At 76.0% G+C, this 22,525-nt stretch carries 18 protein-coding genes; 7 read left to right on the top strand and 11 right to left on the bottom strand.

The features are described 5' to 3' along the window. Window positions 1–121: 121 nt before the first annotated feature. Both IG64_RS11285 and IG64_RS11280 read right to left on the bottom strand, forming a co-directional pair. Window positions 122–1,207, bottom strand: coding sequence for a WD40/YVTN/BNR-like repeat-containing protein (locus IG64_RS11285; protein ID WP_037854673.1), 1,086 nt, complete (start codon window positions 1,205–1,207; stop codon window positions 122–124). 387 nt (window positions 1,208–1,594) lie between these two features. Next, window positions 1,595–3,280, bottom strand: coding sequence for an acyl-CoA dehydrogenase family protein (locus IG64_RS11280; RefSeq protein ID WP_051812687.1), 1,686 nt, complete (start codon window positions 3,278–3,280; stop codon window positions 1,595–1,597). 212 nt (window positions 3,281–3,492) lie between these two features. Between IG64_RS11280 and IG64_RS42095 the strand changes: the two genes are divergently transcribed. The 3 genes from IG64_RS42095 to IG64_RS11260 all read left to right on the top strand — a co-directional run bounded on the left by IG64_RS42095 (window position 3,493) and on the right by IG64_RS11260 (window position 10,275). Next, window positions 3,493–4,488, top strand: a complete 996-nt coding sequence (locus IG64_RS42095; RefSeq protein WP_234438472.1) for a PaaX family transcriptional regulator C-terminal domain-containing protein — start codon at window positions 3,493–3,495, stop codon at window positions 4,486–4,488. 264 nt (window positions 4,489–4,752) lie between these two features. Next, a complete protein-coding gene (locus IG64_RS43235; RefSeq protein WP_420709909.1) occupies window positions 4,753–5,892 on the top strand; it encodes a hypothetical protein in 1,140 nt (379 codons plus the stop codon). Between the two features lie 9 nt (window positions 5,893–5,901). Further along, window positions 5,902–10,275, top strand: coding sequence for a cation-translocating P-type ATPase (locus IG64_RS11260; RefSeq protein WP_199811569.1), 4,374 nt, complete (start codon window positions 5,902–5,904; stop codon window positions 10,273–10,275). A 189-nt stretch (window positions 10,276–10,464) separates the two neighbouring features. On the opposite strand, the gene IG64_RS11255 is transcribed toward IG64_RS11260, so the two are convergent. Further along, window positions 10,465–11,544 carry an NADH:flavin oxidoreductase/NADH oxidase gene (locus tag IG64_RS11255; protein WP_037854792.1) on the bottom strand — a complete coding sequence of 360 codons (1,080 nt, stop codon included), beginning with the start codon at window positions 11,542–11,544 and terminating at the stop codon, window positions 10,465–10,467. Between the two features lie 121 nt (window positions 11,545–11,665). On the opposite strand from IG64_RS11255, the gene IG64_RS11250 reads away from it, so the two are divergent. Further along, window positions 11,666–12,028 (top strand): ArsR/SmtB family transcription factor, encoded by a 363-nt coding sequence (locus IG64_RS11250; RefSeq protein WP_037854669.1) that lies wholly within the window; start codon window positions 11,666–11,668, stop codon window positions 12,026–12,028. A 25-nt stretch (window positions 12,029–12,053) separates the two neighbouring features. On the opposite strand, the gene IG64_RS11245 is transcribed toward IG64_RS11250, so the two are convergent. From IG64_RS11245 to IG64_RS11220, 6 genes are all read right to left on the bottom strand, one after another. Further along, a complete protein-coding gene (locus IG64_RS11245; protein ID WP_037854666.1) occupies window positions 12,054–13,454 on the bottom strand; it encodes an FAD-dependent oxidoreductase in 1,401 nt (466 codons plus the stop codon). A 129-nt stretch (window positions 13,455–13,583) separates the two neighbouring features. Continuing rightward, window positions 13,584–14,261, bottom strand: coding sequence for a TetR/AcrR family transcriptional regulator (locus IG64_RS11240; protein WP_037854665.1), 678 nt, complete (start codon window positions 14,259–14,261; stop codon window positions 13,584–13,586). Window positions 14,262–14,502: 241 nt separating this feature from the next. Then, window positions 14,503–15,219, bottom strand: a complete 717-nt coding sequence (locus tag IG64_RS11235) for an HAD family hydrolase (RefSeq protein ID WP_037854663.1) — start codon at window positions 15,217–15,219, stop codon at window positions 14,503–14,505. 15 nt (window positions 15,220–15,234) lie between these two features. Beyond that, window positions 15,235–15,837, bottom strand: a complete 603-nt coding sequence (locus IG64_RS11230; RefSeq protein ID WP_037854789.1) for a phosphatase PAP2 family protein — start codon at window positions 15,835–15,837, stop codon at window positions 15,235–15,237. Between the two features lie 209 nt (window positions 15,838–16,046). Beyond that, window positions 16,047–16,982, bottom strand: a complete 936-nt coding sequence (locus IG64_RS11225) for a M56 family metallopeptidase (protein WP_037854662.1) — start codon at window positions 16,980–16,982, stop codon at window positions 16,047–16,049. A gap of 94 nt (window positions 16,983–17,076) precedes the next feature. Continuing rightward, window positions 17,077–17,658 carry a DUF5134 domain-containing protein gene (locus IG64_RS11220; RefSeq protein WP_037854660.1) on the bottom strand — a complete coding sequence of 194 codons (582 nt, stop codon included), beginning with the start codon at window positions 17,656–17,658 and terminating at the stop codon, window positions 17,077–17,079. Window positions 17,659–17,869: 211 nt separating this feature from the next. Here IG64_RS11220 and IG64_RS11215 point away from each other — a divergent pair, with 211 nt between their 5' ends. Both IG64_RS11215 and IG64_RS11210 read left to right on the top strand, forming a co-directional pair. Beyond that, entirely contained in the window at window positions 17,870–19,579 is a 1,710-nt protein-coding gene (locus IG64_RS11215; protein ID WP_037854659.1) for an FUSC family protein, read from the top strand. Between the two features lie 233 nt (window positions 19,580–19,812). Next, window positions 19,813–20,409 carry a MarR family winged helix-turn-helix transcriptional regulator gene (locus IG64_RS11210; protein WP_037854787.1) on the top strand — a complete coding sequence of 199 codons (597 nt, stop codon included), beginning with the start codon at window positions 19,813–19,815 and terminating at the stop codon, window positions 20,407–20,409. A 49-nt stretch (window positions 20,410–20,458) separates the two neighbouring features. Here IG64_RS11210 and IG64_RS11205 read toward each other — a convergent pair whose 3' ends face one another. Both IG64_RS11205 and IG64_RS11200 read right to left on the bottom strand, forming a co-directional pair. Continuing rightward, window positions 20,459–21,226 carry a VOC family protein gene (locus IG64_RS11205; RefSeq protein ID WP_037854658.1) on the bottom strand — a complete coding sequence of 256 codons (768 nt, stop codon included), beginning with the start codon at window positions 21,224–21,226 and terminating at the stop codon, window positions 20,459–20,461. A gap of 92 nt (window positions 21,227–21,318) precedes the next feature. Next, entirely contained in the window at window positions 21,319–21,711 is a 393-nt protein-coding gene (locus tag IG64_RS11200; RefSeq protein ID WP_037854656.1) for a VOC family protein, read from the bottom strand. Window positions 21,712–21,975: 264 nt separating this feature from the next. Here IG64_RS11200 and IG64_RS11195 point away from each other — a divergent pair, with 264 nt between their 5' ends. Further along, on the top strand, window positions 21,976–22,524 hold the full coding sequence (locus IG64_RS11195) for a GNAT family N-acetyltransferase (protein ID WP_037854654.1): 549 nt from the start codon (window positions 21,976–21,978) through the stop codon (window positions 22,522–22,524). Window position 22,525: the final 1 nt, after the last annotated feature.

Genomic DNA, 22,525 nt, shown 5'->3' with positions numbered 1-22,525 from the left:
GTGCCCGTGCCCGCGCCAGTGGCCTTCGCCTTGGTACGGGGCACGGTCGCCGGAGCCGGAGCCGGAGCCGGAGCCGGAGCCGGAGCCGGAGCCGGAGCGCGGGCCACCCCCCGCTCCCGCGTCAGTCGATCACCGCCGCGCGGACACACAGCACGTCGGGCAGGTGCGAAGCCAGTTGCTGCCAGCTGTCGCCGTCGTCGGCCGAGGCGTACACCTCGCCGTTGCGGTTGCCGAAGTACACGCCCGCCGGGTCCGCCGTGTCGGTGCACAGGGCGTCGCGCAGCACGGTGCCGTAGTGGTCCTCCTGCGGCAGGCCGGCCGAGAGCGGCTCCCAGCTCCGCCCGGCGTCGGCCGTGCGGTACACCCGGCAGCGGCGGCCGGCCGGGACCCGGTCCGCGTCGGCGTTGATCGGGAAGACGTACGCCGTGTCGCCGCGGTGCGGGTGGGCGGCGACCGCGAAGCCGAAGGTCGAAGGCAGGCCCTCGCCGATGTCCGTCCAGTGCGCGCCCCTGTCGTCGCTGCGGTACACGCCCCAGTGGTTCTGCAGGTAGAGCCGGTCGGGGTCGGCGGGGTCCTGGGCCACCTTGTGGACGCACTGGCCGAACTCCGGGTCCGGGTCGGGCAGGAACACGGCGGACACCCCGGAGTTGGACGGCGCCCAGCTCGCGCCGCCGTCGGCCGTGCGGAACACCCCGGCGGTGGACACGGCGACCGTGACGGCCTTCGGGTCGCGGCGGTCCGTGACCACGGTGTGCAGGCCCTCCCCGCCGCCGCCCGGCACCCACTTGGAACGGGTGGGGTGCTCCCACAGCGGACGGACCAGCTCGAAGCTCTCGCCGCGGTCCTCGGACCGGTAGAGCGCGGCCGGTTCCGTGCCGGCGTACACCACGTCGGGTTCGGCGGCGGCGGGGTGCAACTGCCAGACCCGCTCCAGCGACGCGCCGGTGTCCTTGGGGAACTTCACCGCCGGCCGGGCAGGTTCGGTCCAGGTGCGGCCCAGGTCGTCGGAGTGGAACACGGACGGCCCCCAGTGCGCGCTGTCGCCGCCGGCCAGCAGCCGTGGGACGGTGCCCCTGGTGTCGATGGCCACCGAATACACGGCCTGGGCATTGAACTGGGGACTGTCGTCGAACTCCCAGGCGCCACCGCGTCGCCGCCCGATGAACAGACCCTTGCGGGTGCCCACGGCGAGCAGTACCTCGGTCATGCCGATCACCTCCGCGACAACGGGTCCAGGACGCCTTCGTCCCAGACACCGGCCAGTCTGCACCCCACCACTGACAGTCACCCCCGGGATGGCGTCACCGCAGGTCACAGCGGCTCGTCGGAGAGACAGCGGCCGGGCGGCGAAGGCCCGCCGGAGGAGCACGGAGCACGGGCGGGCCGATGGGCGGGCCGTGCCGCAACGGGGCAAGACCCGCCGCACGGCCCACTGCCCGGCCCAGGCCGTGGCCCGCCCGGAGCGTCGGCCGGTCCGGGCCGGTCCGGCAGAGGCTCGTCAGGGGTCCACGACCCGTCCCCGCGCCGGCTCAGCGGATCCACGGCCGGGCCGCCCGCCGTCTCGCCCGGAGCGTCGGCCGGTCCGGGGAGAGGCTCACCCGGGTCCCGGCAGCGCCCGCTCCAGGATCGCGTCGAGGTCCGCGGAGGCAGGGAGCGTGCCGAAGGAGTGCCCCCAGTCCCCGCCCAGCCGGGTGGCGCAGAACGCGTCGGCGACGGCGGGCGGGGCGTACCGGACCAGGAGGGACGCCTGGAGCGCCAGCGCCATCAGCTCGACCAGGCGGCGCGCGCCGACCGGGGAGGCTTCGCCCAGCCCCCGCCGCAGACGGGCCACGGCCGCGTCCAGCCGGGGGTCGGCGCCGTGCGCGAGGGCGAGTTCGGCGAACAGCGCCTCGGCGGCGCCCGGCTCACGTTCCAGCGCCCGCAGCACGTCCAGGGCGTTGACGTTCCCGGAGCCCTCCCAGATCGACAGCAGCGGGGCCTCGCGGTAGTGCCGGGGCATACCGGACTCCTCGACGTACCCGTTGCCGCCCAGGCACTCCAGGGCCTCCGCGGTGAAGGCGGGCCCCCGCTTGGTGACCCAGTACTTTCCGACGGCGGTGGCCACCCGCCGGAACGCGGCCTCCCGCGGCGCCCGCGCGCCCTCCCGCACCGCCCGGTCGGCAGCACCGGCCAGCCGCAGGGTGAGCGTCGTCGCGGCCTCGGACTCGAGCGCCAGGTCGGCCAGTACGTTGCGCATGAGCGGCTGGTCGGCGAGCAGCGCGCCGAAGGCCCTGCGGTGCCGCGCGTGGTGACCGGCCTCCACGAGGGTCTTGCGCATGAGGGCCGCCGACATCGTCACGCAGTCCAGCCGCGTGCAGTTGACCATCTCGATGATCGTCTTGACGCCCCGCCCCTCGGGGCCGACCAGCCAGGCCACCGTCCCGTCGAACTCCGGTTCGCACGAGGCATTGGACCGGTTGCCCAGTTTGTCCTTGAGCCGCTGGACGCGGAACGTGTTGCGGCTGCCGTCGGGCAGGACACGCGGCACGAGGAAGCAGGACAGCCCGCCCGGCGCCTGGGCCAGGACCAGGAAGACGTCGCACATGGGCGCCGAGGTGAACCACTTGTGGCCGCGCAGCGTGTACACGCCGGGTTCCTTGGCCGGCGCGGCCGTCGTCGTGTTGGTCCGTACGTCCGAGCCGCCCTGCTTCTCGGTCATGCCCATCCCCGCCAGCAGCCCCGGCTTGCCGGCCGGTGCCCGCAGTCCCGGCTCGTAGACCCGGCTGGTCAGCAGCGGTTCGTAGAGGGCGGCCAGGTCCGGCTGGGCGCGCAGGGCGGGTACGGCCGCGTACGTCATCGACGTGGGACAGCCGTGCCCCGCGTCGGTGTGGCCCCACACCAGGCCGCCCGCCGTACGGGCCACGTGGGCGCCCGGCCGGTCGTCGGCCCAGGGGGCGCCGGCCAGGCCCTCGGCGACGGCGGTCCCCATCAGGTGGTGCCAGGCGGGATGGAAGTCGACCTCGTCGATCCGGTTGCCGTAGCGGTCGTGGGTCCGCAGTTCCGGCTCATGGCGGTTGGCGAGATCGGCCCACTCCTGCACCTGTGCGCTCCCGGCCCGCACCCCGAGCCGCCGCACGCCGTCCTCGGCCCATCCGGCTCCCTCCCGGCGCAGCCCCTCCAGCAGCGCCGCGTCGTCGGACGCGTCGTACGGGGTCAGGGGCGGAGCCTGGTTGGTCACCTCGTGGGTGGCGCAGGGGCGGGGCGAGACGACCGGCCCGGTGTGGGGACGTGCGCCGTCCAGCCGGGCTTCTCCCACGCCCGGCGCGGAGGCGGCGGTGGGTGCGGGTGAGTGTGCCGGGGCGGAGCCGGACGCCGGTACCGGGGCGGATGCGGGCGCCGGCGCAGGGGGCGAAGCGGGCGTGTGTGCGGGTCTCGAGGCCATACGGCAATGTTGCACCAGTGCTACGGTCGCAGCAATACTGCAACAAGGACGGATCCGTACAGTACGTGACCATGAACGCCTCCCAGGAGCCCGCAGCGCTCGACCTGCGCCCTTTGCCGGCACGGTCCGTCGTGCTGAGCCTGCTGCTGGGTACGCACCCGCCCGAGCTGCCGGTGAAGGAGCTCCTGCGGGCCGTCGAGCCCCTCGGCGTCGGCGGGTCGACCCTGCGGGCGGCGCTGAGCAGGATGGTGGCCGCCGGTGATCTGTGGCGCGTGGACGGCGTGCACGGCCTCAGCGACCGGCTGCTGGAGCGCCAGCGGCGCCAGGACGAGGCGGTGCACCCGCGGACCCGGCGCTGGGACGGCGCGTGGGAGATGGCCGTCGTGACGGCGACCGGACGCGGACCGGCCGAGCGCGCCGAACTGCGCGCCCGGCTGGCCGCTCTCCGGCTCGCCGAACTCCGCGAGGGCGTCTGGCTGCGACCCGCCAACCTGCGCCGGACCTGGCCCGCCGGCCTCGACGGTGTCGTCCGGTACTTCGCGGCGCGGCCGGCCGAGGGCCGTCGGCGGGACGAGGAGGGGCGGGACGAGAATCGGCGGGACGAGGACGTGCGGCCGGCCGAGGGCCCCCGGCGGAGCCGAGACTCCGGGCGGGACGAAGGCACCAGGGGGGACGAGGGCGCCCGCTGGGGCGAAGGCTCCCGGCCGGACGAAGAGTCCGGACGGGGTGAAGGCTCCGGGCGCGACGAAAGTTCCCAGTGGGACGAAAGCTCCCAGTGGGACGGAGACTCCCGGTGGGACGAAGGAGCCCGCGCGCTGGCCGCGGACCTCTGGCCGCTCGACGCCTGGGCGGCCACGGCCCGGGCCCTGCTCGCGCACGTGGCGCGCACCGAACGGCCGGCCGACCGGTTCACCGCCCTCGCGGCCGTCGTACGGCACTTGCTCGACGACCCTGTCCTGCCCCCGGCCCTGCTGCCCGCCGACTGGCCGGGACCGCAGCTGCGCGCCGTCTACACGGACCGGCAGAGGCGGCTGACGGAGGAGGTCCTGGGCGGGGCCGTCCGGTAGGGGGCCTGCCGAACGGCACGCCGGGTGCGGGCGGGCGTGGAGAGCGGACGCTTTCCGGCCGACGCCCCGCGCGGAGACGGAAGCTCCTGGGGAGTTTCCGGGAGCACTTCCACGAAGCGGTCCACCGGCGCCGGGGCGACCGGGCCCGGTGGCGCGCGAGGGAACCCTGACGTTCCCTGAGTAATGAACAAGGCGGGATGACCAGGACGGCCGCGGGCACCCGGTGGGCACGGACGCGGGATCTCACCCCAGGCGAGGAGAGTCATGGCTGAGCAGATGTCGTCGGTCCTCACGATGCCCCTGCACGGCGCCGCGTCGGTGCTGCGCAGGGTGCCCGGCGCCGGGACCGTGGGCAGGGCCGCGCAGGGCACGCTGGAGAGGATCGGCGCCGTGTCACCGCGGGGGCGCCGGCTCGCGGTCTACACGGGTGCCGGGGTGCTCGGCGTCGCCGGGCTGGTCGAGTGGCCGGTGGCGCTCACCGGCGCCGCGGTGGCCTGGCTCACCCGCCCCCGGTCCGAACACCCCGAGCAGCAGCCCTCGTCCCCCGGGCAGCGCACGGACGGCGCACGGAGCGCCTCCGCGCCTTCCGGTGACACCGCACGCCCGCGTGCGCCCCGGAGTACGGGCCCCGGGCGGGAGACCCTGACCACACCGGCCGCCAGGTCCTCCCTGGCGAAGACGACGACCAAGGCGTCCGCCGCGAAGGCCACCGCCGTGAAGACGTCCGCCGCCAGAACACCCGCGGCCAAGGCGGCGGGCGCCGCCGCCACCGGGACCCGGGCCGCCGCGCGCGGCACCACGGCGGGCGAGACCCCCGCGAGCGAGAACGCCACGGGCGGGACCACGGCGCGCAGGACCACGGCCCGTAAGACCGCCCCCAGCGCGACCCCGGCGGGCAGGGCCCCCACGAGCAAGGCGCCCGCGAGCAAGGCGCCCGCGAGCAGGGCCTCCGCATCCGCAGGCAGGACCGCAGGCAGGACCTCCGCGGGCAGGACGTCCGGGGGCAAGGCCTCACCGAGCACGGCCAGGACCGCGACGGCCAAGGCGGCGACCGCCCGGGCCACGACGACCAAGGCCGCGGCGGGCAAGGCGGCTGCCCCCGAGACGACCCCGGGGAGGTCGACGACCGCCAAGGCCGTGACCGCGAAGGCTGCGGCCGCGAAGTCGACGACCGCCAAGTCCCTCGCAGCGAAGTCCGCGACCGCGACGTCCAGGACCCCCAAGTCCGCGACCCCCAAGTCCGCGACCGCCAAAGCCACCTCCGCCGCCAAGGCCGCGACCGCCAAATCCACCCCCGCGAAGTCCGCGGGCGCCGAGTCCGCCACCGGCCGGCAGAGCAAGGGGCGGGGCGCGTCCGGCGGGCGGCTCGGGCCGACGACGCGGCCCGGCCGCACCACCCTCTGAAGGTGTGTCATGGTGCTCGGACTCCTCACGGCTCCTTCGGCCGCCGCCCGGCTGCTGCCGGCGGCCCCCGAACTGCTGGCGCGCGCCGCCGCACCGGCGATCGGTGCGGCGGCCGGGGCGCTTGCCGGGACCGCGCGCGCCGGTGTGCGCGGCGCGGACACGGCGGCGCGGGTCGTGCGGGTCGCCCGCAACGCGCTCCCCGGCGCGCACGGCCACTGGCGTTCCGGCACCCGGGCCCACCTGGCGCTGCGCACCGCCGAACCGGAGCGGGTCCGGCGGGCCGGCGGAAGGGACCACCTGGCACGCCGGGTGGCCGTCGCGCTGGCCGAGCGGCCCGATGTGCTCTTCGCCTACTGGGACGAGGGCCTCGCCCGGCTGGTGGTGACCGCGACGGAGGACGAGGCGGCCGAGCGCGTAGTGGACCACGCGGCCGACCTGGCCGCCCGGCACGGCCTGGTCCTCGACGGCGGCGACCCCGAGGAACCGACGCACCCGGCCGATCCCGCCGGAGTGCGGGCGGCGGCGGCCACGCTGGCCGCCGACGCGCTCGGCATCGCCGTGGCCCTCACCGCGTCCGCCCTGCACCTGCCGCCCTCGCCCCGGCTGGTCACCGCCGTGGTGACACTGCTCCGGGAGAACCCGCGCTTCCGTGCCTGGCTGCGGGGCCGGCTCGGCGACGCACGGATGGACCTCCTGCTGGCCGGTGCGAACGCCGTCGCCCACGGCACGGGCCAGACCCCCGCCGCGCTGGTGCTCGACGGTGCGCTGCGCGGCTGCCAGCTGGCCGAGACCGTGGCCCGTTCGGCGGCCTTCGACACGGTGCACGACCAGCTCTGCTCGCCCGGACGGCTCAGTCTCGCCGGGACCGGCGGACCGCCCCGCCCGCCGCTGCGCGTCTCGCCCGCCCAGGAGTACGCACGGCACGCCTCCGCGGGCAGCCTGGTGGGCGCGGCCGTGACCCTGCTGGTCAAGCACGACGCCGCCGAGGCCGCCGAGGCGGTGCTCGCCGGCTCGCCGAAAGCCGCGCGCTACGGGCCCGCCGTCTTCCACGCGGTGCTCGGCGCCGCACTGGCCCGCACCGGCGTCCTGGTCCGCGACCCCGAGCGGGCCCGCCAGCTGGAGATGGCGGGCACCGTCGTCCTCCACCCCAGCGCGCTGCGCACCGCGGACGGCGAAGCCGACCCGTGGGCCGAACCCGTGCTCGACGCGGCCCGCCGGGCCGGACTGCGGGTCGTGGTCGTCGACGACCCCGCCCTGGAGGATCTCACCGCCCTGGCCGACCAGGTCGTGGACGCCCGGCGCCCGCTGGACGACGTGGTGTACGGGCTGCGCGCCGAGGAGGACGCCGGCGCGGTGCTGACGGTCGCCCGCGTCGGATCGGCCGACGAGCACGGCGTCCTGGCCGGGCTGACCGGCAGCGACATCGCGGTCGCGCTCACGGACCGCGACTCGGCCGTCTTCTGGGACGCCGACATCCTGGCCCTGCACGGTCTGCCCGACGTGTGGCGGCTGCTGAAGGCGGTCCCCGCCGCGCGCACGGTCGGCCGCCGGGCGCAGACCCTGGCCCGCTCGGGCGCCGCGCTGTCCGGACTGCTCGTCGCCGTGGGCGAGTCCGGCAGGGGCCGCGGGCGCCTCGCCGTCCTGCCCGGGCTGCGGCACGCGCCGGTCGACCTGAGCGCGGCCGTCGCCCTGGTCTCCGGGGCGCGCGCCGCCCTCGGTGTGGCCGTGGCCCGTGCGCCGCACCCGCGTCCGCGCGTGCACTGGCACGAACTGCCCTCGGACGAGGCCCGGGAACGGCTCGCCCACGAGGAGCCGGCCGTACCGACCCCGCTGGAGGCGGCCACCGCGAGGGTGCGCGGCACGGCCGGGCAGGCCCTGCGGCATCCCGTGCTCGCCCCGGCACGCTGGACGTACGAGCTGGGCCGGGCCGTGCGGGGCGAACTGCGGGATCCGCTCACTCCGGTCCTCGCGGTCGGCTCGGCGGCCTCGGCCATCCTCGGCTCGGTCATGGACGCGCTGCTCGTGGTCGGCGCCCTCGACCTGAACGCGCTGGTCGGCGGGGTTCAGCGGCTGCGCGCCGAGCGGGCCCTGTCGGGCCTGCTCGCCGACCAGAAGCGCAAGGCCCGGCTCGCGCCGCCCCCCGCCGAGGCGCCGGCCGGCGGCACCCGCACCGTGGAGGCGGGCCGGCTGCGGCCGGGCGACGTGATCGAACTCAAGGCGGACGACGTCGTGCCCGCCGACGCCCGCCTGCTGTGGGAGGAGGGCCTGGAGGTCGACGAGTCCGCGCTGACCGGTGAGTCGCTGCCGGTGCAGAAGCAGACCGCGCCGACCCCGCACGCCGTCGTCGCCGACCGGCTCTGCATGGTCTTCGAGGGCACGACCGTGGTGGCAGGGCAGGCCCGCGCCGTCGTCGTGGACACCGGTGAGGACACCGAGGCCGCGCGCGCCGTGCACCTCGCCGCCCGGACGCCGCCCGCCGCCGGTGTGCAGGCCCGGTTGCAGGAACTCACCCGCAAGGCCCTGCCGTTGACGCTCTCCGGCGGGGCGGCGGTGACCGGTCTGGCACTGCTGCGCGGCACGCCCGTGCGGGACGCGGTCAGCGGGGGAGTGGCCGTCGCGGTGGCCGCCGTGCCCGAGGGCCTGCCGCTGGTGGCCACGGTGGCGCAGCTCGCGGCGGCCCGCCGGCTCAGCCGTGACGGCGTGCTCGTGCGCACCCCGCGCACGCTGGAGGCGCTCGGCCGGATGGACACCCTCTGCTTCGACAAGACGGGCACGCTCACCGAGAACCGGCTGCGGCTGGTGCGGGTCTGCGCCACGGACGGCGTGATCCACCCGGTGGACGACGAGGCCGCCGCCGACACGGTCCGGGCGGCGGCTCGCGCCTGCCCCCGCGGGAACGGCAGTGCGAACGGCGGCACCGACGCGGACGGCGGAGCGGGCCGGCCGGTGCACGCCACCGACGAGGCCGTCCTGGACGCGGCGGGCCCCGACCCGGACTGGACGCAGCTCGAAGGCCTCGACTTCGAGGCCGGGCGCGGGTACGCGGCGGCCGTCGGCCGCAGCGGGAACGGGCCGCGGGTGCTGGTGGTCAAGGGCGCTCCGGAGACGGTCCTGCCCGCCTGCCCGGGGCTGCCCGCGCACGCCTCGGGCGCCGCGCAGTCGCTCGCGGGCGACGGGCTGCGCGTCCTCGCCGTCGCCCGGCGGCGGCTCGCCGCAGGGGAGCGGGAGACGGACGTACTCGAACAGCCGCTGGCCGAGCTGGAGTTCGCGGGTCTGCTGGCGCTGTCGGACGTGCCGCGTGAGACCTCCATGGCCCTGGTGCAGGGCCTGCACGAAGAGGGTGTACGGCCGGTCATGCTCACCGGCGACCACCCGCAGACCGCGCGGGCCATCGCCACCGAACTGGGCTGGCCGCAGGACACGGTCGTGGTCACCGGGGACGAACTGGCCGCCGCCGACCGCGTCGCACGGGCCCGGATGCTGCGCGACGCGGGTGTGGTGGCCCGTGTGGCGCCCGAGCAGAAGCTGCAGGTCGTGGAGGCGCTGCGGGACGCGGGCCGGGTGGTGGGCATGGTCGGCGACGGCGCCAACGACGCGGCGGCGATCCGCGCCGCGGACATCGGCGTGGGCATCAACGCACGGGGCTCGGCCGCCGCCCGCAACGCCGCCGACATCGTCCTGACCGCCGACGACCTCACCGTCCTGATCGACGCCATCGGCGAGGGCCGCGCGCTGTGGCACAGCGTCGCGGACGCCATCGCCATCCTGATCGGCGGCAACGCGGGCGAGGTCGGTTTCGGGATCCTCGGCACGCTGCTGTCGGGCCGGGCTCCGCTGTCCACCCGTCAGATGCTCATGGTGAACCTGTTCACCGACCTCTTCCCGGCCATGGCGGTGGCGGTGACACCGAAGGAGGACGCGGCGCGGGCCGCCTCCCCCGAGGACGCGGCGGGCGGGGTGCTGGGCGAGCCGCTCGTCCGGCAGATCCGCCACCGGGCCCTGACCACCTGCCTGGGCGCGGTCACCGCCTGGCTGATCGGACGCTTCACCCCGGGCACCGCGCGCCGCGTCGGCACGATGGCGCTGTGCGGTGTGGTCGGCACCCAGCTCGCCCAGACGCTGCTCGACCGCCGCGGCAGCCCGCTGGTGCGGCTGACCTCGCTGGGCTCCGCGGCCGCTCTCGTCGCCGTGGTCCAGACACCGGGCGTCAGCCATCTCTTCGGCTGCACCCCCCTGGGCCCGCTCGCCTGGGCCGGCGTCGCGGCGGCCATCGCCCTGGCCCTGGCGGGCCAACGGGCGCTGCCGCGGCTGGAGGAGACGGTCATGCGCTACGCCCGAAGGGACGCGGCGGAGCCCGAGCGGGCAGCGGGACGCGCACGCTGACGACTCCACCCGGCCCCCTCGGCCCCCGCCCCGCTCAGCGGAGCCGCCGAGCGGTCCTCCGCGCACGGCCCGGCACTCCTGCTAGGCGGACCCGCCGAGCCCTCCTCGCCGGACGGCCGGGCAGCACCCTTCCGCGGGCCGCCCGGTAGCCGCGTCCGGCCGCCCCGCCCGGCGGTCTGCCGCCGGGGCTCAGACCGACCGGTGGTACTGGTCGGGCACGTGCACCGTGGCGCCCAGCTCGCGGGCGGCGTGGCGGGCCCAGGACGGGTTGCGCAGCAGCTCGCGGCCGAGCAGGACCGCGTCCGCCTCGCCGTTGGCGAGGATCTTCTCGGCCTGCCCGGCCTCGGTGATCAGGCCGACCGCGGCCACCGGCATGGGCGTCTCCGCCTTCACCCGGGCCGCGAACGGCACCTGGTAGCCGGGGCCCGTCGGGATGCGGACGGCGGAGGCGTTGCCGCCGGTGGAGACGTCGAGCAGGTCGATGCCGTGGGTGTGCAGCTGAGCCGCGAAGCGGACCGTGTCGTCGGCCGTCCAGCCGTTCTCCTCCAGCCAGTCGGTGGCGGAGATGCGGAAGAACAGCGGCTTGTCGTCCGGCCACACCGCCCGCACGGCGTCGACGACCTCCAGCGCGAAGCGCACCCGGTTCTCGTAGGAGCCGCCGTAGGCGTCGGTACGGCGGTTGGAGTGCGGGGACAGGAACTCGTTGATCAGGTAGCCGTGCGCGCCGTGGATCTCGGCGATCTCGAAGCCGGCGGTGAGGGCCCGGCGCGCCGCGGCCGCGAACTGCCCGACGATCTGCTGGATCTCCTCGACGGTCAGCTCGTGCGGGACCGGGTGGCCCTCTTCGAAGGGCACCGCGCTCGGGGCGACGGGCTGCCAGCCGTGCGCCTCCGGTCCGACCGGTGCCCCGCCCTTCCACGGCCGCTCGGTGGAGGCCTTGCGTCCGCTGTGCGCGAGCTGGACCGCCGCCACCGTGCCCTGTGCGCGCAGGAAGCCGGTGATCCGGCGGAACGCCTCGACCTGGGCGTCGTTCCAGATGCCGAGGTCGTACGGGGAGATCCGGCCCTCCGGCGACACCGCCGTGGCCTCCACGATGATCAGGCCCGTGCCGCCCGCCGCCCGGGCCGCGTAGTGCGCGAAGTGCCAGTCGCCCGGCACACCGGCCGAGGGGCCCTCGGGCGCCGCCGAGTACTGGCACATCGGGGGCATCCAGACCCGGTTGGGGATCGTCACTTCGCGCAGGGTGTAGGGCTCGAAGAGCGCACTCACGGCGGGCTCCATTCGTCACGGGACCGAGGGACAGGCTTGTACGATAACTCTCGTAGTACGGTGACTGTCAAACTACGACGGTGCTCGTAGAATGAGGACTCTCGTACGAAGTGGAGCCGCCGTGACCACCGCCCCCGTCCCCGCCGCCGGCAGCCGCGATCTTCCGCACCCCGGGCGGGAGGAGATCCGTCTGGAGCACGTGCTGCACGCGCTGTCCGAGCCCGTGCGGCTGCGGATCGTGCGCGAACTCGCCGCGGAGGGAGACGAGTTGTCCTGTTCGTACTTCGACCTGCCCGTCAGCAAGTCGACCACCACGCACCACTTCCGGGTCCTGCGCGAGGCCGGTGTCGTCCGTCAGGTCTACCGGGGCACGGCGAAGATGAACGGCCTGCGCCGCGACGACCTCGACCGTCTCTTCCCGGGTCTGCTCGACAGCCTGCTCGACGCCGCCGCCCGTCAGGCCGCCCGCCTCGCGGACGGCTGAGCCGGTCTGATCCGGACGGGAGACGCTACGGCGCCGCCGTGCGCGCCGCGGCCCGCAGGGAACGCCAGTCGGGCAGCTTGACCACACCGGCGCGTCCGAGCGAGGCGCCCAGCTCGGCCTCGGCGCGCTCGATCGCCTGCCAGCCCGCCCACGGCACCGGCTCGAACCCCTCGGCGCGCAGCGCGGCCACCGCGTCGCCGGGCACCGGCTCCCGTACGAGAGCGGGCGCGTCCGCCAGCAGCGAGGCCACCGTCTCCTTGGCGCACGGCCGGTTGGTGCCGATGACCCCCGTGGGCCCCCGCTTGATCCACCCGGCCACGTACTCCCCGGACGCCACGACCCCGTCGCGCAGCACGCGGCCCTCCCGGTGCGGCACCGTGCCGAGGGCCGCGTCGAACGGCAGCCCGTCCAGCGGCACCCCCAGGTAGCCCACCGACCGCAGCACCAGTTGCGCGGGCACGTCCTCGTGCTCCCCGGTGCCGGTGATCCCGCCCCGCCCGTCCGGCACCGTCCGCTCGAAGCGGACGGCCCCGACCCGGCCGTCCCTGCCGAGCAGCGCGACGGGACGGAGGAAGAAACGCAGCCGGATGCGGCGGGCCGGCTCCCGCGCGCCCGTGCCGGTGGCCGCGGCGCCGCCAGGTCCCGGCGCGTCCGTGCCCGTGGACGCGCTCGCCCAGCCGCGCAGCACCTCGACGTTGCGGCGCTGGGCGGCCGGCAGCGCGGAGGGGTCCGCCCAGGCCGGGTCCAGCGCCAGTTCGGCGGGGTCGACGACGAGAGCGGTGTCCGGCAGGGAACTCAGCTCCCGCAGCTCCTTGGTGGTGAAACGGGCCTGCGAGGGGCCGCGCCGCCCCACCATGTGGATCTCCCTCACCCGGCTCCCGGCGAGCGCGGCGAGTGCGGCCTCGGGCAGGTCGGTGGGGCTCAGCTCCGCCACGCCCCGGGCCAGCATGCGGGTGACGTCCAGGGCCACGTTCCCCACGCCGATGACCACGGCGTCGCGCACGTCCCGCAGGAAGCCGTGGTCCACGGCGTCCGGATGGGCGCTGTACCAGGACACGAACTCGGTCGCCGACCAGCAGCCCGGCAGGTCCTCGCCGGGGATGCCGAGCCGGCGGTCGGTCGCGGCGCCCACGCAGTACACCACCGCGTGGTACAGCTCCCGCAGCCGGCCGGTCGGCAGCCCGCCGGGCCCGCCGACCGGCACACCGCCCAGGAACCGGACCCGCTCGTGCTCCAGGACCGCCCGCAGACCGTGCTGCAGGGACTTGATCTTCTCGTGGTCCGGTGCCACGCCGTACCGCACGAGCCCGTACGGGCAGGGCAGCCGGTCGAGGACGTCGACGCACACCGAGGGGTCCTGCTGGACGAGGCCCTGAGCGGTGTAGCACCCGCTCGGCCCCGAGCCGACGACGGCGACACGCAGCACGGCACAACCCCCTGACTCCGGTGCGGACGGAGGACAGCGCTGAGGACTCCAGCATGACACCCGGCGGCCCGGCGGGACAGGACGGCGAGGCCGGAGCGCGGCGTGTCGCGCGGGACCGCTGCGGCCCGGCTACTCCGGCTGCTCCGCCGGGTGCCGCCCCGTGGCGAAGAACCGGGAGACGTCCGTACCGCGGGCCCCGCCGCCGGGTCCCTCGGCGTCCGGGGGCGTGCCCAGCTCCCAGCCGAGGCGGTACCGCTCGAACAGCTCCGCCCGCAGCTGCGGCACCGGCATGGGCGCTCCGGGGATGAGCGCGGAGTAGACCGCGCCCATCAGCAGGGCCCGCAGCATCGGGTAGTCGGCGTCGACGTCCGCCGAGCCGCGCCGGGCCACGGTGTCCCGCAGCAGGACCGCCAGACGCTGCTGCTCGGGGCACTGGACGAAGCCCTCGGCCTGAAGGATCCCCGCCATGTGCTGGCGCATCAGCACGGGCCGGTCGCGGGCCAGTCCCAGGATCGCGTCGATGGCCCGTGCCATCCGCTCGCGGCCGTCCTCGGTGCGCGGTTCGCGCTCCAGGGCCTCCTCCAGCGTGCGGTGCATCAGACGGTGCACGGCGGACTGCACCAACTGGCGCTTGCCGGGGAAGTAGTACGAGACCAGGCCGCGCGCCGAACCCGCGCGGTCGGCGATGTCCCCGAGGGTCGTCGCGTCGTAACCGTGCTCGCCCACGAGTTCGACCGCCGCCTGCAGCAGCCGCTCCCGGGAACGCCGGCGCAACTCTTCATTGACCGAAGCGCTTCGCGGGGACATCCTGTAACTCCTGCGTTGACTGGCTGCCAGCCAACTATACTCAACGCGAGCAGGCCGACCTTGTCACGGGGGTGTGGTCGGACTGCGCGCCCGTCTCGGGCGACGCGGGGGATCGTCCGAGGCGGGCACCCCCACACCCCATTGGTTTCCTCAGGCAACTTTCTCTGCGGCGGGACACGACGCCTTCCGGGCCGGGCACAGGCCAGGTCCGGACCGGCCCCGTACCGCCCGCGTCCCCACCTCACGCGCGCCCCGGCCGGGGCCGGCCCGCCAGGTCGAGCACGGGCCGCAGCGCGTCCGGGCGCTCCGCGACCGGCAGGTGGTCCACGAAATGCACCGCGCACCCCAGGGCCGCCGCGCCGCCGTCGGCCTCCCGGCTGTCGCCCACCATCAGCACGTCCTCCGGTTCCGCGCCGAGCGCCGCGCAGGCCATCGCGAACAGCCGCGGGTCCGGCTTCTGGATGCCGTGCTCGTACGACAGGACGTACGTGCCGACATAGGCATCCAGGCCGTGGGCGCGGAACACCGGGCGCAGGTCCCAGCCGATGTTGCTCACCACGCCCACCGCGACACCGCGTTCGCGCAGGGTGCGCAGCACCTCCGGCGCGTCGGCGTAGGGGGCCCAGGCCTGCGGCGTCCGGTGCCGGTCGTACAGCGCGTCGTGCAATGCGGGGTCGGGCAGGCTCACTCGACGGGACATGCCGGTGTACGCGGCGCGGTGCTGTTCGGCGCTGCGGTCCCTGACCTCCCACAGCCCGGCCAGTTCCTCCGGGACCCGCACCGGCGGCGCCCCGCCCGGCAGGGCGCCCGCCTCCTCCAGCCCGCGGGCCGCCTCGGTCAACTCCCGCTCGGTGAGCGGCAGATCCGCCGCGTCCAGCACCGCGCGCAGCCAGGACTCGGTGGACTCGATGCGGAAGAGGGTGCCGGAGAAGTCGAAGAGCACAGCGCTTTTGGCCATGGGGGTGATCATCGCTCACCGCGCCCGCGGGGGCCACCCGTTGGGGAGGGCGGACGCCACGGCCACCACGGCCGCACCGAGCAGCCAGCCGCCCAGGACGTCGGAGGGCCAGTGGACGCCCAGCCAGACGCGGGTCAGCCCGGCACCGGTGACCGAGATCCCGGCCACCACCAGGACGGTACGCCGCGGCCCGCGTCCGGCGCCGCACTGGTGGAGCAGCCGCAGGAGCAGGCCGCAGACCACCGTCGCGGTCATGGCGTGCCCCGAGGGGAAGGCCGCGTACTGGGCGGAGTCCACCGGGTCGGGCCAGACCGGGCGGGGCCGGCCGACCGCGGCCTTCAGGCCCTGCTGCAGCAGGGTGCCGAGGGCGCACGACGTCACCAGCCACAGCGCCGTCCACCAGGCCGCGCGCCGCCACACCAGCAACACCGCGCTCACCGCGCACAGCAGGCGCATGGTCAGCGGGTCCCACACCCAGTCGGTGAGGACGCGGCACAGGTGGGTGAGGCCTTGATCGCCGACCGCCCACCGGTGGGTCGTGCGGGCCACGGCCGCGTCCAGAGCGGTCAGCGGGTGCCACCGCAGGGCGACCAGGACCAGCAGGAGCGCGGAACACAGACCGAGCCCGAGGGCCGCACGGAGCGCGGTGGTATGCGGGCCGGGGGTGCGGGGACCCTGCGGGTGGGGCGGAGGGGCGGCAGCGCGGGCGGGGCGGGGGCGCGCGGCCGTGCGGACGCGCGGTGCCGGGTCACGGGACCCCGGATCCGGAGTGCGGGAACCGGGGGTGCGGGGTCCACTGGCGCCGCGCCGGGCCGGGCCGGGGCGCCTCAGCCCAGGGCCCGCAGGCCGGGGACCAGCGTCACCAGCACCGGGACCACCGGCACGAGCGAGGCCACGGCCGTCAGGCGCACCCGGCGGGCCGCGGTGAGCCGGTCCGGTGGAGTGAGCAGACGGTGCACCCGGTGGGGTACATGCGCCTGCGGGGTGGGGCAGGGGCCGAAGACACCGCGGTCCTCGTTGAGTTCGACCAGGGCGAGAGCGGTGGTCAGCCGGCCGAAGCGGCGCGAGGCCATGTCGTCGGCGGCGAGTTCCACCAGGCGGTGCATCTCGTCGCGGAACGCGGCGAACACCGGCACCTGCGGGAAACCGTCCGCCAGCGCCGCCGAGCAGTGCAGCAGCCAGTCGTGCCGGGCCCGGGCGTGACCCTGCTCGTGCGCGAGGACGGCATCGAGCTGACGGCCCTTCAGGCGGCGCAGCGCGGCGGTCGTGACCACCAGCCGGGGCGCCGCCCCGGGCAGCCACCAGGCCTCCGGCCGCTCGCCCTCCAGGACGACCAGCCGCTCCGCTCCCGCGTCCTCGCCGGGCAACAGCGGGGCGCGGACGAGGAGTTCGACGCGGCGCCGGCGGCGGCGCGCACGGGCCCGTACGACTTCACGGACCAGCATCGCGGCACTCCACACCCCGCCGCAGGCGAGGGCCACCGCGGTCGTCGGTGCCCAGGCACCGGCCGCGCCGAGGGCGTACGCCTCCACCACCGGGCGCGGAGCCGTCGCGAACACGTGCCCGCGCACCTCCTGCCAGGCGGCCGCGGCGCTCAGGACCATCGACAGCGCGCAGCACAGCAGGACGGCGGCCACCACGCACTGCCACGCCCACAGCGCGACCACCGGCTCACGGTCCGGCCAGTCGGCCCGGGCGAGCAGTCGGGGCGCGGCGACGGCGGTCAGCGCGCCGAGCAGCAACAGGAGCGCGGGGACCATCATGCGATCACCCTATGAGCGGCCGCCCGCTCAGGGGTACGGGTCCACGCGGCAAGTGACGCAGACCACGGCGCGTCCGGAACCCACGGCACGGCTCTCACATGGTCAGCAGCATCGCCACCATCGCCAGCCCCATCGCCAGCCGGCACGCCTGCGCCAGCTCCGGCCGGTCGCCCCAGCCGGATGGCCCGCCGGCCGGGCCGCCGCCCGCGGGGGCGCCGGAGCCCTGCGGTCCCGCCGTGGCCGGGACGAGCCGTGCGCCGCTCACCAGGACGTATCCGGCGAAGTACAGCAGCAGCGCGCCGGTGATGACGGGCACGCCCGAGCCGCCGTGCGCGTGGTGGTGGGCACCCGGCGCGAGGGCCATCGCCACGGACATGTAGACCATGGCGGCGGCGCCCACCAGATGGTGCAGGTGGTGCGCGCTGGTGCGCGCCCACCACAGCGCGCGCACCGCCGCGACGCCGAACACCCCCGCGTAGAGGGGCCACGCCCAGGCGGGCGGGCTGAACACCGCCGCGGGCACGGCCATGACGGCCATCCCGAAGCCCATGAGCGCCTCGCCGCCCGCGGCGCGGCGCTGCTCCTCGACAGGGCTGCGCATCCGCAGCAGACAGTAGGCCCCGGTCGCCGCGCACAGCGCGACCAGCAACCAGCCGGGCGAAGCCGGTCCGTGCACCCGCCCACCTCCCGCTCGCAGGTCCGGGCCGCGCATCGGCGGCCCTCCGGTCGGTCAAGCGATGCCCACCACACTCGGTGCGCACACGAGCGCAAGGAGGTACAGGGGGAGCGTGCGCGGGGAGCGCGCGGGCGGCGGGAGAACCGAGCCGGACCTGAAGGACTGCCCCCGAGATTATTTTACGAGTAAAACACCTGCTAACCTTATGGGTATGAGCAGTGCGCCCGTCAGCCCGACACCCGCCCCCACCCCCCCTTCGTCCGCGCGCCGGCCCGTCCGGCGCCTCCCGCTCACCGGTGCGCTGCGGCTCGGCCGCCCCTCCGACATCTGGTTCAAGCCCGCACTCAGCTCGGTGATCTCCGTCGCGCCGCCGAACCTCACACTGCTCGCCCTCGGCCGGCTCGACCTCGCCATGTACACGATGGCGGGGTCACTCTGCGCCCTGTACGCCCACAACCGCCCCTACGCCGTCCGCGCCCGGGTGCTGGCCTGGGTGGTGCTCGGCATGCTCGGCGGCCTCGCGATCTCCCTGGTCACCGCCTCGCTCACCCGCGACACCGTCGTCCTGGTCGCCGTGGGCGCGGTCATGGCCGCGGCGCAGAAGGCCCTGTGCGACGCGACCCGGGTGGGCCCGCCCGGCAACGTCGTCCTCACCTTCATCAGCTCCGCGTCCCTCTTCGCCCCGCAGACGCTCGGACAGGTCCCGGCCCACATGGGGCTGGCGGCCGCCGCGGCGGCCTGGGCGTGGCTGGTCGGCATGGCGCCCGGCCTGGTGCGCCCGCACGGCCCGGAACGCCGCGCCACCGCGCAGGCGCTGAACGCCGCCGCCGCGTACGCGGCCACGGGCGGCACCGGCGACGGCCACGCCCGCACGCGTGCCGCCGCGGCCGCCGCCGTGCAGGCCGCCTGGCAGGCGCTGCCGGCGACCGGCTCCCGGTCGCGCTCCCGGCGCGCCCTGGCCCGGCTCGTCATCCGCGCCGAGGTCGCCCTGGCCGCCCCCGTCGACACCGATCCGGAGCGGCTGCGGAACTGGGCACGTGAGCTGCGCGGCAACGGACCGGTCCCGCACACCGGCGAGACGGCGGCGGCCACGGAGGAGATACTCGGCCTGGACGCCGAGGCCGACGCCCCGCGCCGCTCCTGGTGGAGCCGGCTCGGCCCGCTCACCCCGATCGCCGTGCGGACCGCGCTGGGCTGCGCGCTCGCCGGGTACGCCTCCCTCGCCCTCGGCATCGGCCGCCCCTACTGGGCCCTGGTCACCGCGGCCTCCCTCTACCAGGCGAACGTCACGCTGACCTGGAGCCGCGGTGTCCAGCGCGTCGTGGGCAACCTCGTCGGCGTCCTCGTCTTCGCCGCGATCACGCCGCTCGCCCACACCAGCGGCGTGGCCCTCGTCCTGATGTGCGTGGCCCTCAACTTCGGCGCCGAGGCGCTGATGGGCCGCAACTACTGGCTCGGCAGCATCTGCGTGACGCCCATGGCGCTGCTCGTCACCGAGTTCGCCGGACAGCACCCGGCGGGCGAGCTGATGACCGAGCGGGCCGTGGACACCGTCGTCGGCGCGCTGGTCGGCTTCGTGGCCGCCGTGGCCGTCACCAACCGGCGGGCGGGGGACCGCGTCGGACACGCACTGAGCGCCGTCGACCGCACCCGCGAGCGGGCCGCGCGGCTGCTCGCCGAACCCCGGCCCGAGCCCGCCGCGCTGGAGTCCGCACGGCGGAGCCTGGCCGCGGCCCTGGTGGATCTGCGTGCCACCGTCGACGCCGCGTCGGGTGAGTGGTGGCAGCGCGCCCTGCCCCAGGAGCGGGTCGTGCTCACCGAGCAGTCGGCACACCGTACGCTCGCCGCGACGGTACGACGCCTGGGCCTGCACACCCCGGCGGCGAGCACGGGCAGGACGACGGAGGACGCACGGCCATGACGGCGAGCAACGGAGGACCGGCACCCACGGAAGCGGGCCCCGGGGACACATCGCGCGGCCCCGGCCCCGCGGAGGCGGACCCCACGGCCCCGTCCGGGACCACGGAACCGTCCCCGGCCACCGGCCCGGCACCCGCTCCCGCCGGCCGCGCGCACGTCGCCGCCGACTCCCCGGTGCCCGCCGGCCCCTCGCACGTCCCCGCCGACCCGCGGGCTCCCGCCGGCCGCGCGCGCATTCCCGCGGAACCCCCGGCCGCCGCCGACTCCGCCGCGCCGGCCGCCGGTCCCGCCCCGGCCGCTCCCACGGCTCGGGCGGGCGCCGCCGCCCGGGACGACACCGTCGCCGGGGTCGTCCGGCAGTGGCGGGCCGTCCACCCCGACCTGGACACGGCGCCGATGGAGATCATCGGCCGGATCAACCGCTGTGCCGCCCTCCTCCAGCAGGCGGAGGACGCGCCGCTGCGCCGGGCGGGGCTCAGCAGGCCGGAGTTCGACCTGCTCGGCGCGCTGCGGCGGACCGGACACGAACTGACGCCGAGCGAGCTGGCCCGTGAGACCTTCTCCTCGGGCGCCGCCGTCACCAAGCGGCTCAAACAACTCACCGAACGCGGCCTGGTGGAGCGGCGCGGCGACACCCGGGACCGCCGCGTCGCCCATCTGCGCCTCACGGACGCGGGCCGGGACCTCGTCGACGGTCTGCTGCCGGACCAGCTGGCGTACGAACGGACCGTGCTCGGCGCCCTGGACGGGGACGGGCGCGGCGAGCTGGCCGAGCTGCTGGGCGAGCTGCTCACCCGCCTGGAGGGCCGCCCCGGCGTCCCCGGGGTCTGAGGGCGCGGGGACCGCGGCCCGGCGGCCCGGCGGCCGGCGGTCCTTGTCGTCAGTCCTCGTCGCCGGCCTGGTAGACGCCGAAGGCCGCGCCCTGCGGGTCGCGCAGCACCGCGATGCGCGGCCCGTGCGCGACGCTGACGGGTTCCTGGAGGGTCCTGGCTCCGGCCCCCGTGGCCACCTCCGCGGTCCCGTCGACGTCCTCGACCGCGAAGTAGGGCAGCCAGTGCGGCGGCACATCGGCCGGGAAGCGCTCGTGCAGCGCGGTGACGCCGCCGAAGTCCATGCCGTGCATGCCCCACTGCGTGTACCACTCCGAGGCGTTGACGCTCCAGCCGAACACCGTGGTGTAGAAGTCCCGGGCCCGTTTGACGTCCCTGGTCGCCAGCTCGACCCAGCCCAGTGATCCGGGCCGGTTGAACACCCCGGCCCCGGCGAAGTCCTTGGCCTGCCAGATCTGGAAGGCCGCGCCGGACGGGTCGAGCGCCACCGTCCGGCGGCCTTCGTCGAAGATGTCCATGGGGCCCCGGATCACCGTCCCGCCGGCCTGCGCCACCCGGTTGGTGGCCGCGTCGGCGTCGGCGACGGCGAACGAGACGTTCCAGGCGACCGGCTGGGTCGGCCGGTACAGCGGGCCGAGCCCGGCCACCGCCGCGTCCCCCAGGCGCACGACGGTGTAGCCGCGCAGCTCCGGCCGGGCGTCCGGCTCGTCGCAGTGCCAGCCGAACACCTCGCCGTAGAACCGCTTGGCCGCCGCCAGGTCGCTGGTCCCCAGCTCCGCCCAGCAGGGGCCGCCGATCACCGGCTTGTCGAACTCCATGACACTCCTCCGGGAAGGCTCGGCCCCCACCACCAGAACGCTATCCCCGGTCACCGACGGTGGCCAGCGGGACTCGTACGGCCGGGAACGCGTCAGATGCCCGGCCGGTGGCGCAGCGGGTGCTCGGCGGGCACCTCGACGAGCACGAGGGGGATGCCGTCCGGATCGGCGATCCACATCTCGATCAGCCCCCAGGGCTCACGCACCGGCGGCCGGACGATCTCGACCCCGGCGGCCCGCAGCTCGTCGTGGGCAGCGGCCAGGTCCTCGACCTGGAGCCACAGCCGGATCCCGGGGGAGGGCGGTGTCGCGGAGCGGCCCGACAGCTCCAGGAAGCCGCCTCCGAGGAAGTAGACCGTGCCGCGTTCGGGGCCCGTGCCGAACTCGCGGTAGACGGGCAGCCGCAGCCGCTCGCCGTAGAAGACGCGGGAGCGCTCGGGATCAGTGGGCCGGATCAGCGTCCGGCTGCTGAGTACGTGCACCATGCCCGGAGCTTAGGGCCTCGCGTTCGGATCCGTTCGGACCGTGCCGGGCTCGCGGCCCCCGTCACCGTCCCCCGGACTCCCCGAGGCCCAACGGCGGGGGAGGCGCCCTTCACCGTGCCCCCTCGGCCCCGTCACCGTGCCCGGCACCGGGGGTCCCGTGCGCAGGCCCCGCCCTGTCCGAGCGGGGGACCCCGGCCCTGTCCGGCGGGGTTACCCTCGTGCCTGCCCCGCCGCGCACGAGACAAGACCCGAGAGGCACACTCCATGGACACCGCCGCCACCGCACCGGTCTTCCGCGACGCCACCGATGCCGACGTCGACACGCTGGTGGCGCTGATCGAGTCGGCGTACCGCGGCGACGCCAGCCGGGCCGGGTGGACCACCGAGGCGGACATCCTGCACGGGCAGCGCACCGACCCGGAGGGCGTGCTGGCCGTGATCAAGTCCCCCGACAGCAGGCTGCTGGCCGTCGAGCGGGAGGGCCGCGTGGTCGCCTGCTGCCAGCTCGAGCACCGCGGTGACCACGCCTACTTCGGCATGTTCGCGGTCAGCCCCGCCCTGCAGGGCGCCGGTCTCGGCAAGGTGATCATCGCCGAGGCGGAGCGGCAGGCCCGCGCGACCTGGGGCGTCACGGAGATGCACATGACGGTGATCTCCGTGCGCGAGGATCTGATCGCCTGGTACGAGCGGCGCGGTTACCGCCGTACGGGGCGGATGAGCCCCTTCCCGTACGGCGACGAGCGCTTCGGCGTTCCGCAGCGCGACGACCTGGAGTTCGAGCTGCTCGTCAAGCCGCTCGCGCAGGGGGAGTGAA

Origin of the sequence: Streptomyces sp. NRRL S-340 (genome assembly GCF_000720185.1) — a bacterium.
Classification (GTDB): domain Bacteria; phylum Actinomycetota; class Actinomycetes; order Streptomycetales; family Streptomycetaceae; genus Streptomyces.
Note: the sequence above shows the minus strand (reverse complement) of the source record. Positions and strands in the feature narration are given on the sequence as shown.